This is a genomic window from Paenibacillus rhizoryzae (assembly GCF_059686995.1).
Genome location: NZ_JCAALT010000002.1, coordinates 460,697 through 473,348, shown reverse-complemented (window position 1 = coordinate 473,348; position 12,652 = coordinate 460,697). Strand labels below are relative to the sequence as shown.

Annotated in this window: 13 protein-coding genes; 11 read left to right on the top strand and 2 right to left on the bottom strand. The window is 49.8% G+C overall.

Features of this window, described 5'->3' with window-relative positions:
• Positions 1-484 precede the first annotated feature (484 nt).
• The 5 genes from AC6ESO_RS07415 (at position 485) to AC6ESO_RS07395 (ending at position 4,186) form a co-directional block, all read left to right on the top strand.
• The gene (locus AC6ESO_RS07415) at positions 485-1,165 is read left to right on the top strand and encodes a putative endonuclease domain-containing protein (RefSeq protein WP_497090812.1); all 681 of its coding nucleotides are present in this window, start codon (positions 485-487) and stop codon (positions 1,163-1,165) included.
• A 355-nt stretch (positions 1,166-1,520) separates the two neighbouring features.
• Complete coding sequence (locus AC6ESO_RS07410) at positions 1,521-2,615, top strand: SGNH/GDSL hydrolase family protein (protein ID WP_497090811.1); 1,095 nt, start codon at positions 1,521-1,523, stop codon at positions 2,613-2,615.
• Positions 2,616-2,631: 16 nt separating this feature from the next.
• Entirely contained in the window at positions 2,632-3,417 is a 786-nt protein-coding gene (modA, locus tag AC6ESO_RS07405; RefSeq protein WP_497090810.1) for a molybdate ABC transporter substrate-binding protein, read from the top strand.
• 63 nt (positions 3,418-3,480) lie between these two features.
• A complete protein-coding gene (gene acpS, locus AC6ESO_RS07400; protein ID WP_497090809.1) occupies positions 3,481-3,876 on the top strand; it encodes a holo-ACP synthase in 396 nt (131 codons plus the stop codon).
• Positions 3,877-3,961: 85 nt separating this feature from the next.
• Positions 3,962-4,186: a hypothetical protein gene (locus AC6ESO_RS07395; RefSeq protein ID WP_494818196.1), complete on the top strand. Its 225-nt coding sequence runs from the start codon at positions 3,962-3,964 to the stop codon at positions 4,184-4,186.
• Positions 4,187-4,255: 69 nt separating this feature from the next.
• Here AC6ESO_RS07395 and AC6ESO_RS07390 read toward each other — a convergent pair whose 3' ends face one another.
• Positions 4,256-4,600 (bottom strand): c-type cytochrome, encoded by a 345-nt coding sequence (locus AC6ESO_RS07390; RefSeq protein WP_497090808.1) that lies wholly within the window; start codon positions 4,598-4,600, stop codon positions 4,256-4,258.
• A gap of 172 nt (positions 4,601-4,772) precedes the next feature.
• On the opposite strand from AC6ESO_RS07390, the gene AC6ESO_RS07385 reads away from it, so the two are divergent.
• The 4 genes from AC6ESO_RS07385 (at position 4,773) to AC6ESO_RS07370 (ending at position 8,278) form a co-directional block, all read left to right on the top strand.
• A complete protein-coding gene (locus tag AC6ESO_RS07385) occupies positions 4,773-5,609 on the top strand; it encodes an AraC family transcriptional regulator (protein ID WP_497090807.1) in 837 nt (278 codons plus the stop codon).
• Positions 5,610-5,640: 31 nt separating this feature from the next.
• Positions 5,641-6,969: an A/G-specific adenine glycosylase gene (gene mutY, locus AC6ESO_RS07380; protein WP_497090806.1), complete on the top strand. Its 1,329-nt coding sequence runs from the start codon at positions 5,641-5,643 to the stop codon at positions 6,967-6,969.
• Positions 6,970-7,037: 68 nt separating this feature from the next.
• Complete coding sequence (locus AC6ESO_RS07375) at positions 7,038-7,670, top strand: bifunctional 4-hydroxy-2-oxoglutarate aldolase/2-dehydro-3-deoxy-phosphogluconate aldolase (RefSeq protein WP_497090805.1); 633 nt, start codon at positions 7,038-7,040, stop codon at positions 7,668-7,670.
• A 104-nt stretch (positions 7,671-7,774) separates the two neighbouring features.
• Positions 7,775-8,278 (top strand): GNAT family N-acetyltransferase, encoded by a 504-nt coding sequence (locus tag AC6ESO_RS07370; RefSeq protein ID WP_497091070.1) that lies wholly within the window; start codon positions 7,775-7,777, stop codon positions 8,276-8,278.
• 225 nt (positions 8,279-8,503) lie between these two features.
• Here AC6ESO_RS07370 and AC6ESO_RS07365 read toward each other — a convergent pair whose 3' ends face one another.
• Complete coding sequence (locus AC6ESO_RS07365; protein WP_497090804.1) at positions 8,504-9,694, bottom strand: GGDEF domain-containing protein; 1,191 nt, start codon at positions 9,692-9,694, stop codon at positions 8,504-8,506.
• Between the two features lie 338 nt (positions 9,695-10,032).
• On the opposite strand from AC6ESO_RS07365, the gene AC6ESO_RS07360 reads away from it, so the two are divergent.
• Both AC6ESO_RS07360 and AC6ESO_RS07355 read left to right on the top strand, forming a co-directional pair.
• Entirely contained in the window at positions 10,033-11,466 is a 1,434-nt protein-coding gene (locus AC6ESO_RS07360) for a GNAT family N-acetyltransferase (protein ID WP_497090803.1), read from the top strand.
• 118 nt (positions 11,467-11,584) lie between these two features.
• Positions 11,585-12,643, top strand: coding sequence for a Gfo/Idh/MocA family protein (locus AC6ESO_RS07355; protein WP_497090802.1), 1,059 nt, complete (start codon positions 11,585-11,587; stop codon positions 12,641-12,643).
• Positions 12,644-12,652: the final 9 nt, after the last annotated feature.

Sequence of the window (12,652 nt, the reverse complement as noted above, 5' to 3'; positions counted from 1 at the left end):
GAAATACGCATAACCGCCGCCAAAACCGGCTCTCAGCGTCCAAACTAACCCCAAATCTCCCGTTCTTGGTGCTGAGAGTCGCCAAATGGAACTCTCAGCACCAAAACTAATCGAAAAGAAGCTGAGAGTATGGAAATGGAACTCTCAGCGTCCAAACTAACCCCAAATCTCCCGTTCTTGGTGCTGAGAGTCGCCAAATGGAACTCTCAGCACCAAAACTAATCGAAAAAGAAGCTGAGAGTACGGAAATGGAACTCTCAGCGTCCAAACTAACCCCAAATCTCCCGTTCTTGGTGCTGAGAGTCGCCAAATGGAACTCTCAGCATCGAAAAAATCCAATCCATTTCATTAGCTTTGTGATTGTCATAAGGTCATGGTACAATCAAAGCAAATCTTTAGGTTGTGAAGCACACACCGCCCGATTGGACGCGTCTGTCCGATTGTGGCGGTTTTTTTATGTTCATTTTGAGGGAGGATGAGTGGTATGTCGTTTCAAGCAGCGTATCAACAATGGTTGGATCATCAATTGCTGGTGCAGAAGGGGGAAAGAAGACGCAAGTTAGAGGAGGGGCAAGGCCATGCGGAACGTTTGTTTTTGCAGCAAGTGTGGTATCCGGCATTTCGAAATTTCGATCATCTATTCGGTGAATATGAAGTGGCCGATTTCAAGGACGGCAATCGGTATTTGGACTTTGCTTACATTCGGGAACCAATCAAGCTGGCCATCGAAATCGACGGATATGGTCCCCATTCATCCAAAGTCACCCGCTGGCAATTCTCCGACTCCTTAATGCGTCAAAATCACCTCATCATCGACGGTTGGCAGCTCCTTCGCTTCTCTTATGATGACATCAATGAACGTCCACGAATGTGTGAGCAGATTCTCCAACAGTTTATGGGTTGCTGGCTTGGCGGCGTCCATGGTCGCAGACGTCTGCGAGGAGCAACGGAGCTTCTCGAGGCGGAGGTTCTTCGGCATGGCCTACGCCTAGATCGTCCTCTGCGACCACGGGATGTCATGGAGGTATTGCAGATCCCTAGGGTGAAAGCTTATCGACTCCTTCATCAGATGCTCCAAAATAATCTCTTGATCCCAGCAGGCAAAGGTACCAAGACGATTCGTGGCTTCCTAATCAATCGTGAACTAGTAGGAGAGCAGCGCTGAGAGTTCGATTTCCGCACTCTCAGATACTTTTTAGCTTGGTTTCGGAGCTGAAAGTTCCATTTAGAGACTTTCAGCTACCGAAGCGTTGGGTTTGGGGTTAGATTGAATGCTGAGAGTTCGATTTCCGCACTCTCAGCACCAGTTTGGCTTGGTTTTGGAGCTGAAGGTTCCATTTGGGAATTTTCGATTCGGAAAGGCAACGATAGGGGAGTTAAGACATCTATTTCGCCATGAAACTATATTGCACAAGTGGTATGATAAGGAAAGTAACGCATGTAAATCATCTTGGAGATGCAGCGCCGCGAATCAAAGTTGTGTGAGTTCAATAGAACCTCATGGGGAGGAAGCTCAGCAAATGAATGCAGCCGTGTGGAAACATCGCAATCCATTAGTACATACGCGCAAGGCACTGTCCGAGGGACAGTTGACGGTTGGTTTTATCGGCGGTTCGATTACAGATGCGCGTCCTCGGCACAATTGGCCGGAGCCCGTTATTGCTTGGCTGGTTGAGCGATACCCTGGTGTAAGAATCATTGTTGAAAATGCTGCAATCGGAGCAACGGGCAGCGAGCTTGCGGTATTCCGTGCAAAACGCGATCTTATTGATCGTGGCTGCCAGCTCGTTTTTATCGATTATGCGGTAAATGATTATGGGGATCCGTCGGATCAAAGACGGCGTACAAGAGAAGGGTTACTCCGAAAGCTGCTGGCTGATGGGGACCGCGATATCGTGCTCGCTCATACGTTTATGCAGAACATGTACGCGGTGATGAGCGAGGGAGGCGTACCGGACTCGATCGCCGAGCTGGAGGAGCTCGCCGATCATTACGGGACAGGCTCGGTGTGGATGGGACTGTATGCCCTTGAAGAAGTCCGCAAAGGTCGAATGCGCTGGGAAGAGTGGCTGCCGGACGGCTTGCACCCGACTCACAGAGGCAGTTTGAGCTACGGGCAGAGCATTATCGCCTTTCTAGAAAAGGAGCTGCAGGGGGAGGCGGCCATCGCTACGTCGTATTCCGCTTCGCTCCCCGCACCGCTGCATCCGCAGCACTGGGGAGCCGCGGAGCTGCTGCCGCTCACGCAGGTACAAACCGAAGGGCCATGGGTCATCCGCCGCTGGCCGTTCTATGAATGGATCGACCAAGTGCTGGAGACAGCCGCAGTAGGCGCGAAGCTGTCCTTCTCCTTCGTAGGTCGCGGTCTGTCGCTGGGGTTTGATTTTGGCAAAATGTCCTCTGAATTCCGCTATCGGTTTGACGATGGAGACTGGGTGACCATGTCGCGCGAGCGCCCGGAATGGTGCGGCGATGACGGCTGGTATCGAGCCTGTTTCCTCGGAGATGAACTGCCGCAAGGCACGCACAAATGTGAGCTGGAAGTCACGCATGGCGACGGTCCGGAATGCAGAGGGACGAATTTCAGATTGGCACATATCGGCGTCATCCGCTAGCGTGAGTAACTCGCACATGAACAGAAACAGATCAAATCCAATAGCAAGTCGGATTATTATCGTACTACTGCTGAGCGCAATCTTGTCTTCATGCAGCAAGCAATCGCATCAACCTGTCGAGTTAACCGTTTCGGCGGCCTCGAGCTTGAAGGATGCACTTACCGAACTGAAAACGGCATACGAAGCGCAGCAAACCGATGTACGAATCACGTACAATTTCGGAGCCTCGGGCACACTGCAGCAGCAGATCGAGAAAGGTGCTCCGGTGGACCTGTACATTTCCGCGAGTGAGAAGCAGATGGATGCCCTCCAGGACAAGGGACTGGTGGGCGTAAGCCCGATTTTGCTGCGAAATGAGCTGGTATTGATCGTGCCTAAGGATACAACATCTGCCACACCTTCGGAGTTGCTGGCATTAACCGATGCCGTTTACAGGACAATCGCGATCGGCGAGCCCGAGAGCGTTCCGGTCGGAAACTACACGAAACAGTCGCTGACGGAAGCAGGCATTTGGGACGAAATTGAGCCCAAGATGGTATACGCGAAGGATGTTAGGCAAGTACTGTCATACGTAGAGACCGGCAACGCAGACGCAGGTTTCGTCTACTTGACGGATGCGATGACATCGACAAACGTTACGATCGCGTTAACGGTGCCCGCAGAGACCCATAAGCCAATCGTGTATCCGGCCGCAGTAATGAAAGAAACGAAGCATCAAGACCAAACCATGGAGCTATTAGGTTTCCTGCAAAGCGAAGCGGCGGGTAAAGTATGGAGAAAATACGGGTTCATACTGCCTTAGTGCAGAAGAACACGTGAAGACTAGACAGGTACTCCACAACCACAAGTAAGGCGGTAGGCAGAAGTGATTATCGGAATTGGGCATGACATCTCATCGCTTGAGCGAATGGACAAAATGATACAAGGCGAGAGCGGCGCAAAGTTTATGCGCCGCATTCTGACCGAACGCGAGCTGGAGCTTGCCGAAGTGAAAGGCGGAAAACGGCTGGTCGAGTTTACAGCTGGCCGGTTTGCGGCGAAGGAAGCGGTGTCCAAGGCGTTTGGCTGCGGCATTGGAAGCAAGCTTTCTTTTCGCGATATCGAGGTGGATCGACACCACAGTGGAAAGCCGGTATGCCGTCTGACAGATGGAGCTTGGGAGCGGCTTGGCTTGATGCAGGAGAAGACGGTCATCCATGTTACGGTTACGCATGATCAGGCACTGGCCTCGGCTTTCGTGATCGTGGAACAGCTGGATTGAAAACGGATGCATAACATCGTCACCTTTTGCCCATAATTGGAATAAACCAATAGGAAAAATAACAGGGTAGAGGGACGGTGGAAGCATGACGACTCACTCTGAACGAAACGATAAGCGCTACTATAAGAGCGGACAGCTTGTTCCGGCAGACGGTGTGTACGGTGACGCTTGGGGCTGTTGGCTGCCGCTGCTTGCAGGCGATCTGTTTCCGGCTCATCCGAAGATGGGCGCATCCAAATGGTACTATGAAGGAACCTTGGCATCCGGTTTGCCCCAAATGCGCCTAGGCAGGCGAAACACGCACAAATAAAGATAAAGACCCTCTGCTCAAGCAGCATCATGCTATATGCATCATGCAGCTGTGACAAGGGTCTTTTTATTATTTCTTCGCACTGAGCCAGCTCGCCAGCTCCTGCACTTCGTCCGGTGTAAGCTTCCCGGAGAAGGCAGGCATACCGCCGCCGCCTTTATTGATTTGAGCGGTGATTTGATCCTTTGTCATTCTTTTGCCGACATGCTGTAGATTGGTTGCTGGGCCCATCCGGCCTTGAAGCTCCGATCCATGGCAGGAGATGCAATTGGATTTATATACCTTTGGCACGTTTAAGGCTGCCGTTGAAGTCGGCGAGGACGAGCCGCACCCTGTTAGCAGAACCACGATAAGCAAGGCAAGCAACGGAAAAAAGCGCGATACATCAGTGTTTCTAGTAGTAGAAGTGCGCATAGGTGAGCGTAATCCTCCTCCTGTTGGTGGACTTACTATCGAATCTTCGGCCTGTACAACCGGGGCAGTAAGGTCAGGGCCGAGGTGTTCTTTTGGTCGAATAGTGCGCTATAATAGGGAAATGCGCGTACACTCGCAAAATCTGAAAAGTGGGAGACGCAGGTGAAAAATAATGAAACACACCTACAAGACCATCATACAAAATTATTTTCACCGCTTTCAAGCGGATGTAACCATCGCGGCATTCTCAGCACCGAAGAACGGACAGGCCATGGAGCAGGTTTCTGAATTTTATCGGCTCTGGTTCATTATAGAAGGCGAAGGCGAGCTGATGCAAAGCGGCCGCTTATATCATACCAAACCCGGACAGCTGCTGCTTCTGCCGCCCGGTAAGCAATCATTTAACACAGGGACAGCGCCGAATGCGGTGTATTGGTGCAATTTTCGAGCATCCATCGGGGATATGGAAATGTTCGATTTGCTAAAACTGCCACTCATCGTGGAGCCGACGGAGCAGGTTTACCTGCGGACGTTGTTTGAACGGTTGATCGATGTTTACAGATCGTCGATGATAACGAGGGAGCTGCGCATTCGGGCAGCTTTGTTTGATATTATGGCTATTTATTTGGAATATGGCGGCATTAGCGAAGAGTCGCTTCAGCAGGTTGAACCGCTGGAGAAAATCGACCGAGTGCTGGATTATATCGAGCTGCATTTATCGGATCAGATGGGCGTGGAGGATCTAGCTAGGCTGGCCTATCTCCATCCGAATTATTTTATAGGCTATTTCAAAAATATCGTCGGGTACGCGCCTACGCAATACGTGAACATGCGGCGTGTGGAACGGGCCAAGCAGCTGCTGGAGAAGCCGGAATGCAACATATCCGAGGTTGCTCAGCAGGTTGGGATGCAGAATCATTACCTATCGCGGATGTTCAAGCAGTACACGGGCGTAACGCCCAGCCGCTATCGGCAAATTTATTTGAGCAAAAAACAGAACAAATCATAATGTCGTGCATGGCCGAGAGGATGAAACAAACATGGGGTCGGAGGCTTCTCAATATTTCAGCAGAGAGCTGCTGAGTTGGTATTTAGCAAATAAACGTGTTTTGCCGTGGCGGATGAATCGTGATCCCTACCGAGTATGGGTCTCGGAAATTATGCTGCAGCAAACACGGGTGGATACGGTGATTCCGTATTATGAACGATTTATGGAGAAGTTCCCGACAGCTGCCGCACTGGCAGAAGCGCCGGAGCCGGAAGTGTTGAAATGCTGGGAAGGGCTCGGTTATTACTCGCGTGCTCGTAATCTGCAGGCCGGTGCGCGTGAGGTATTAAGCCTCCACGGCGGCATTGTGCCGGATAATAAAGAAGCGGTTGCTGCGCTGCGCGGCGTAGGGCCGTATACGACCGGGGCGATCATGAGCATCGCGTTCAATCGGCCGGAACCGGCGGTGGACGGCAATGTTATGCGGGTGTTATCTCGTTACTTCTGCCTGGAAGAAGACATTGCGAAGCCGTCTACACGGATCGGCATCGAGAAGCTGGCCGCGTCGCTGATTCCCGAGGGATCAGCGGGAGACTTCAATCAAGCGCTCATGGAGTTGGGAGCGCTTGTGTGCACGCCAAAGTCACCGGGCTGTCTGACTTGCCCGGTGATGATGCACTGCGAAGGCAGGATGGCTGGGAAAGAGCACATCCTGCCGATCAAGACGAAGGCGAAGCCGCCGCGGCCGGAAACGCGGCTTGCCGCCATCATTACAGGCAGCGGCGCGCATGAAGGCAAGCTGCTCGTGCGGCAGCGGCCGGAGAGCGGCTTGCTCGCCCAGATGTGGGAGCTGCCGCATGTGCTCGGGCTGCCGGGCGATGGCGGCGCGAAGCGCAAAGGCCGCGGCAAAGCCGGCGCAGCCGCTTCGGCGGAGCTTGAAGCAGCCGCAGCAGCGGGTGGCATCGCTGCCGGAGCCGAGGCTTCAGCACCAGCGAGCGGCGACAGCCTGATGGACCGCCATGCGGCGCAAGCCGATTATCTGAGCCGCATGCTATCGGCGGATGAAGGCTTGCTTGTCAGGCCGACGAGCTGGTGGGGCGAAACGGAGCATGTGTTCAGCCACATCGTGTGGGACGTGCAGGTATTCCGAGCGGAATTCGGATTCTGGCAGCAGCTAGCCGAGAGCGAGAGTGCGGCCGTAGCTTCAAACCCTGCAGAAGCACCGGCACATCTAGCAGCAGCATCAGTCTCATCATATGGACTGCCACAAGGGAAAGCGCCAGCCAACTATCGCTGGATTGGACCTGAGCAGATGAAGGAGCTTGCGTTCCCGAACGTGTTTGTGCGTATTTTGCGAGATTATTGGCATGGTTTGGATTGATTTTCGCAAAGGTCTCGTTCTACAATGATCTATAGGATTGTCCAAAGTGATGAGGAGGCTGCTTAAACGTGAGTCAAATGCTGGAACGATTACGGCAAGAGAAGGTTGTAGCTATTTTTCGTTATATCGAGGATCAATATGCAGATCAGGCGGCCGAAGCGCTGATTAGCGGCGGCATTACCCTGATGGAAATTACGATGAATACCGAAGGTGCTGCCGGTATGATTAACCGCTGGCGCGATAAATACGGTAACCAAGCGGGAATTGGCGCCGGAACCGTTCTTGATCTGGATATGGCGAAGGAAGCCGTAGCAGCGGGCTCTCAGTTTCTGATTTCCCCGAACTTGGATGAGTCAGTCGTGGAATATGGGTATGCGAACGGCGTGCCGGTATGGCCCGGCGTGATGACACCGACTGAAATCGTTCGTGCATGGAAAGCCGGTGCCGAAGCGGTGAAGATCTTCCCGATGGGCACACTGGGCTGGAAGTACTTGTCCGAAATCCGCGCGCCACTGGACAAAATCCCGATGCTCGCAACGGGCGGCGTCGATCTGGATAACATTGCGGATTACTTCAAAGCCGGCGCATGTGCCGTCGGTATGGGGAGCAAGCTTGTGAATTTGGATTGGGTGCGCAGCGGGCGGTTTGACCTGCTGACGGAACGTGCGCGCCAGTTTGCGGACGCAGCTAAAGCATTGTAAGCCTCTAATCATTTAAAATAGGAACGAAAGCGCGGTAGCCTGCCGCGCTTTTTTTTATCACACAGTCAATTTTTCTGCAGGCTGGTGATACACTAATAAGGGTGATGCATGTGGAAGAAAATAGGAGTATTATCGAAATTCTCGCTGCTTCTACCGACGAGGACAGGGATTGGCTGAAAGCCTTGTGGATAAGCGAGTTGGGCGGCGAAATTGTTATAAGCAAGGGCCAAGTCCATCATCTCCGGGACGTGGAACCCGTCATTGCTTGGAGGGATGGAGAACGTGTCGGCGCAGCTACTTATCGAATCCATAGCGATGAGTGTGAAGTGACGAGCCTTCATGCGACGTTCAAAGGAAAAGGGATTGGAAGCAAATTGTTGGCTGTCGTGGAACAAGCGGCAAAGCAGGCTGGGCTTAATCATGTTTGGCTCGTTACAACGAATGATAATCTAGATGCATTACGTTTTTATCAAAGGCTTGGGTACCGAATGATCGCGGTAAGTCCAAACGCACTTGATGGGATAAGGAAGCTCAAGCCAGCAGTCCCGCTTATAGGCTATTACGGTATCCCCTTGCGTGACGAAATTGAGCTCAAGAAATTCATATGATGGGATAACCGCCCTTGCAATATGAGGGCGGTTTATTTCTATTCTATTACTATTCATTCGAAGCTGAAGCGACAAAAAAGAGGCCTGCGGCATCTCCGCAGGCACTAGAGAAAAATATATTTTAAAAGGGGGGTCATGTCACTTATTATATAGACCGATTATGAAGAAAAGATGAGGAGAGTATGAAAGAAGTATGAAGGGAATATTACAGTTTGATTACGAGCATCAAAACGATGCAATCGCTTCATGTAACTGCTCGGATCGGCTGCGGAACATGCCGTCTCTTCCATTGCTTTTTGCCGTATAAAGGGCTTTGTCGCAAGTTGCGTATAACGTCTCCAGCTGTGTGTGTTTATTCGGCACTACAGTAAGTACGCCCATGCTAATCGTATAAGGTACCCGTGGATCTTCGCTAACCGAGCCGTTTATCGATTGTTTAATCCGTTCGGCTAGTTCGGTGGATTCGGCTTCATTCTTCCCAGGGAGCATAAGTCCGAACTCATCGCCTCCATACCGAACAAACAAATCCTCGCTGTCCAACTGCTGCTTGATCCGTGATGCCAAATCCTGCAATACCAGATCGCCGACGTGGTGGCCATACGTATCATTAATGGTTTTGAACCAATCAATATCGAAGAGCAGATAGGATACAGGTTTCCCCTTCTTCGCGTAGTGAGCCAGAGCCAGCTTTGCTTGGAGCGTAAAGGTTCTGCGGTTCAGTGTACCTGTCAAGTCATCGTAGCTGGCTAGCTGCACTAATTCTTGATTGGTTTTCTCCTTCAATAGCAATGCAAATGCTATACTCCCCAGAACGGTAAGCAGGAAAATCCCCAATATCGAAATCAATTGAAAGATTCCCGGAATGAAGAAACTAGCTGATTCCACGGACTGTAAAGCAATGATCCCTCTTGCCACAAAAACGACAATTGCAATCATATATAGACTACCGGTAACTCTCCTAAGCATAGTTGTTCCTCGCTCGAGAATGAGCCGATAGGCTGGAATTAACATTGCTGCAGTTACCCAAGAGATATAGGCGATTCGGATATCTTCCTTGTTATGCAGAAGGAGAATCAATTGAAAGCCGATAATGCTGCAAATCGTCATAATCGTATATCGTATATTGGTCTTGAGTCCAATAGGTTTATGAAGATTCAAGAGGGTTACCATTTCGATGGCAGTCCCTGCTAATAGAATAGAGTTCGCGAAACTGATGGTTACTAAGTCCGGTACGATATCTCCTCGAAACGCCATACTAAACCAGGCTATAATTTGCAAGCATTTCGCGAATAGGTAGCTTTTAATAGATGCTAAATTCGTACGATCCAGCCAATAGGAGCTGCCAAGAGATAATGCCAATAAGTAACCGATTCCAAGCGCAACGATAATCGTGCGTGAATCTAAATATAAATTCATGTTGTGCACCTGCTTAAATGGGAATATCTACTCCCTCTAATTATAACAAATACAAGGGGAGTGTATATACATCCATCTATGCCGCTATCTTCATACAGTCACACATGAACTGACGGATTCCTTACAAAAGAATTACGGCATTCCGTCGAAGTCTTCTATTCTCCGCGAAAAGTCTCTTAAAAAACAAAGAGGCCTGCGGCATATCCGCAGGCGCAAGAGAAAATATATAATAAAGGGGGGTCATGTGTTTATTATAAAGGCTCAACATGAAAGGAATATGAAGGAAATATTACAATTACATTACAAAGTTAAAATTTGGACACAAAGGGGGATTTTCTTTGCATTTTGAACCGATAGATGTAGTCAAACATAGAAAGTTTATAATTCCGTTTCGCAGAGAGGCGTTCATTGTTAGTTTCGGTTCAGATAACGACTTCGGGAATGAAGAAGAATATCTCAATTGGGTACATGCAAAGTCGAACCAATTCCCGGGTGGATTGGTTTTAGCTATGGAGAATGAAATCCCCATCGGTCAACTAGAGCTTACAATACAAGAGTACAAAGATAGCAAAATCGGCTATGTACATCTTTATTATTTACTTCCTGAAAAACGCGGGATTGGATTAGGCAAGGAACTCCACCAGTACGCGCTTAAGTTCTTTGAAAACAATGGAGTAAACGAATATCATCTTCGTGTTTCTCCTTCTAATCGGAACGCCCGCCGTTTTTACCATAAAATCGGAATGAAGGAAATGGGATTCGAACAAGACGGAAAAGTAATCCGAATGAAAGGGAGTTTGCTCTTGGCGGGGGATGAAGCAACATTGAAAGACTCTTTAGTTAATCAAGCAGCACGAATTGCAGGCGAGTATCTTCAGGAGCAAGTAAAAACCGCCTATCAAATCATCGGTAAAGGCATCGCAAATCAGGTTTGCGTAGCCGAAACAGAGATGCATAAAGTTGTTGTCCGCATGAACGATAAAGATGCATTGCCAAGCTTTCTGAAAGAAAAATGGTGTATCGAGCAAGCTGCGGCAGTTGGCGTTCCGGGACCTGAAGTGTTGTCCGTTGGTATCGTGGATGAAACCGCCTATATGATTCAAGCCTTTGTTGAGGGAGACAACGGAGCAGACAGTACTGTACCTAAGTTAGATGTTTGGCGGAAACTAGGCGAATATGCTAGGCTTATTCATTCTATTTCTGTGAAAGGCTATGGAGAAAATCTGATTGATCCGGTCCAAGGTGAGTTTCAGTCACCGCCTCATGCCGGATCAGATGGTAGTTGGCAAGGGTATGTGCAGCATAATATTAATGCTTTGACTGAGCACGATCGCTTGATTGAGCTTGGAGTAATCACTCCGATGGAATCGCAGAGAATAAAGAGACTGTTTGAAGATTTAAAGCGTAAACCGTTCCGTTTCGGCTTAAATCATGGAGATATCTCTTTAAAGAATACGATTGTCAATCCGGCTAACCAAGTGATATTGCTGGATTGGAATGCGAAAGTAAGCGTGGTGCCACATGCAACTGTTGCTCAATTATTGCACTACCAAATCCTCGGTCTAGAAGAAGGTCCAACTACTGAAGAATTCAAAGCCTTTATAGACGGGTACGGAATAAGTGAAAAAGACCTATCTGGCATTAAACATTATCTGCTATTAAGAGCTTTCGATAACCTCAGGTGGGCGATTAATCGAAGCCCGGAGCATATCGAACCCTTCGCTGCATTCGCGAAACAAGTCGTAGACCTTATAGCGGAGGAGTCGGCATGAACGAATAGAAAGTACTACTTAATAGGAGATTCAATGTGGTAAATTGAAAGGGGTTCCAATATAGCAGAAGCAGAACGGCTTGGTTGAGATTATGCTAGGAAAAATGAGGAGGAGCTTCATGAAGAAAATGACTGCATCAGTCGTTGGCGGAGGAGCTGGCGGGCAGCTCAGCATGAATGCCTTACAGAATTCAGAGCATTATGAGTTAGTAGCAATCGCAGATCTTCGGCCGGAAGTGTGTGAGAAACTGCAAAAACAATTTCCCGGCATCCGCACGTATTTGGATCATAACGAGATGTTTAAGGACTGTCCGACGGATGTCGTATGTGTAAGCACGTTCCCGCCTTCTCATGAAGAAGTGACGCTGGATGCGCTTAAGCTTCCGCTCAAGGGGATTCTCGTGGAGAAACCGCTTGGGCATACGGTGGCGTCCGGCCGGCGGATTCTGGAAGCAATCAAGAATCGCGATTTGCCGATGGCTGTGCCGCATGGCCTGCTGGCGAAGCAGACGCCTCTGGAAATCATAGAGAGAGTGAAGCGCGGGGATATTGGCGAACTCAAGCTCGTAGAAATTCAAAATACGAATTGGGATATCATCAATGCCGGCATCCACTGGCTACATTTCTTCGTGCAATTGACGGGGAATGAACCAATGGATCATGTGATGGGGATTTGTGAATCGAGCACGCGCACGTATCGTGATGGGATGCAGGTGGAAACGACAGCGGTCACGTATGGACAAACGAAGAGCGGCGTCCGCGTAGTCATGAATACCGGAGACCATGTGATAATTAACGCCGAAGGCAAAGATACCTTGTTTCGTCTAATCGGAACCGCGGGACAAATTGAATTCTGGGGCTGGGCAAACGGCTACCGCATTCTGAATGCTGAGTTTCCGAAGGGGCAGCTTATTACTCCTGAAGAGCTGGCGGTTACGGGGCATCAGGCGCATCTTGAGAATATGGCTCGTATGATCGAGACAGGCGAGCGGAATTATTTGATCGCTGAGAGCTCTCTACTGGCGCTTGAAATTGTGGAAGGCGCATACATATCCAGCAGACATCGCTGCAAAGTCACGTTTCCCGTGGATGCCTTCGAAGCACCGGCTGAACCGGATTGGAATCCGGGACTTGCATACAGCGGGACCGGCGGAGGCCGAGATGGCAGAAAGCTCTAATGACGGAGG

Excerpts from the sequence above, each read along its gene's own strand:
- AC6ESO_RS07415 (WP_497090812.1), top strand. The coding sequence starts at position 485 with ATGTCGTTTCAAGCAGCGTATCAACAATGGTTGGATCATCAATTGCTG.
- AC6ESO_RS07410 (WP_497090811.1), top strand. The coding sequence starts at position 1,521 with ATGAATGCAGCCGTGTGGAAACATCGCAATCCATTAGTACATACGCGC.
- modA (WP_497090810.1), top strand. The coding sequence starts at position 2,632 with ATGAACAGAAACAGATCAAATCCAATAGCAAGTCGGATTATTATCGTA.
- AC6ESO_RS07395 (WP_494818196.1), top strand. The coding sequence starts at position 3,962 with ATGACGACTCACTCTGAACGAAACGATAAGCGCTACTATAAGAGCGGA.
- AC6ESO_RS07390 (WP_497090808.1), bottom strand. The coding sequence starts at position 4,600 with ATGCGCACTTCTACTACTAGAAACACTGATGTATCGCGCTTTTTTCCG.
- AC6ESO_RS07385 (WP_497090807.1), top strand. The coding sequence starts at position 4,773 with ATGAAACACACCTACAAGACCATCATACAAAATTATTTTCACCGCTTT.
- mutY (WP_497090806.1), top strand. The coding sequence starts at position 5,641 with ATGGGGTCGGAGGCTTCTCAATATTTCAGCAGAGAGCTGCTGAGTTGG.
- AC6ESO_RS07370 (WP_497091070.1), top strand. The coding sequence starts at position 7,775 with ATGCATGTGGAAGAAAATAGGAGTATTATCGAAATTCTCGCTGCTTCT.
- AC6ESO_RS07365 (WP_497090804.1), bottom strand. The coding sequence starts at position 9,694 with ATGAATTTATATTTAGATTCACGCACGATTATCGTTGCGCTTGGAATC.
- AC6ESO_RS07355 (WP_497090802.1), top strand. The coding sequence starts at position 11,585 with ATGAAGAAAATGACTGCATCAGTCGTTGGCGGAGGAGCTGGCGGGCAG.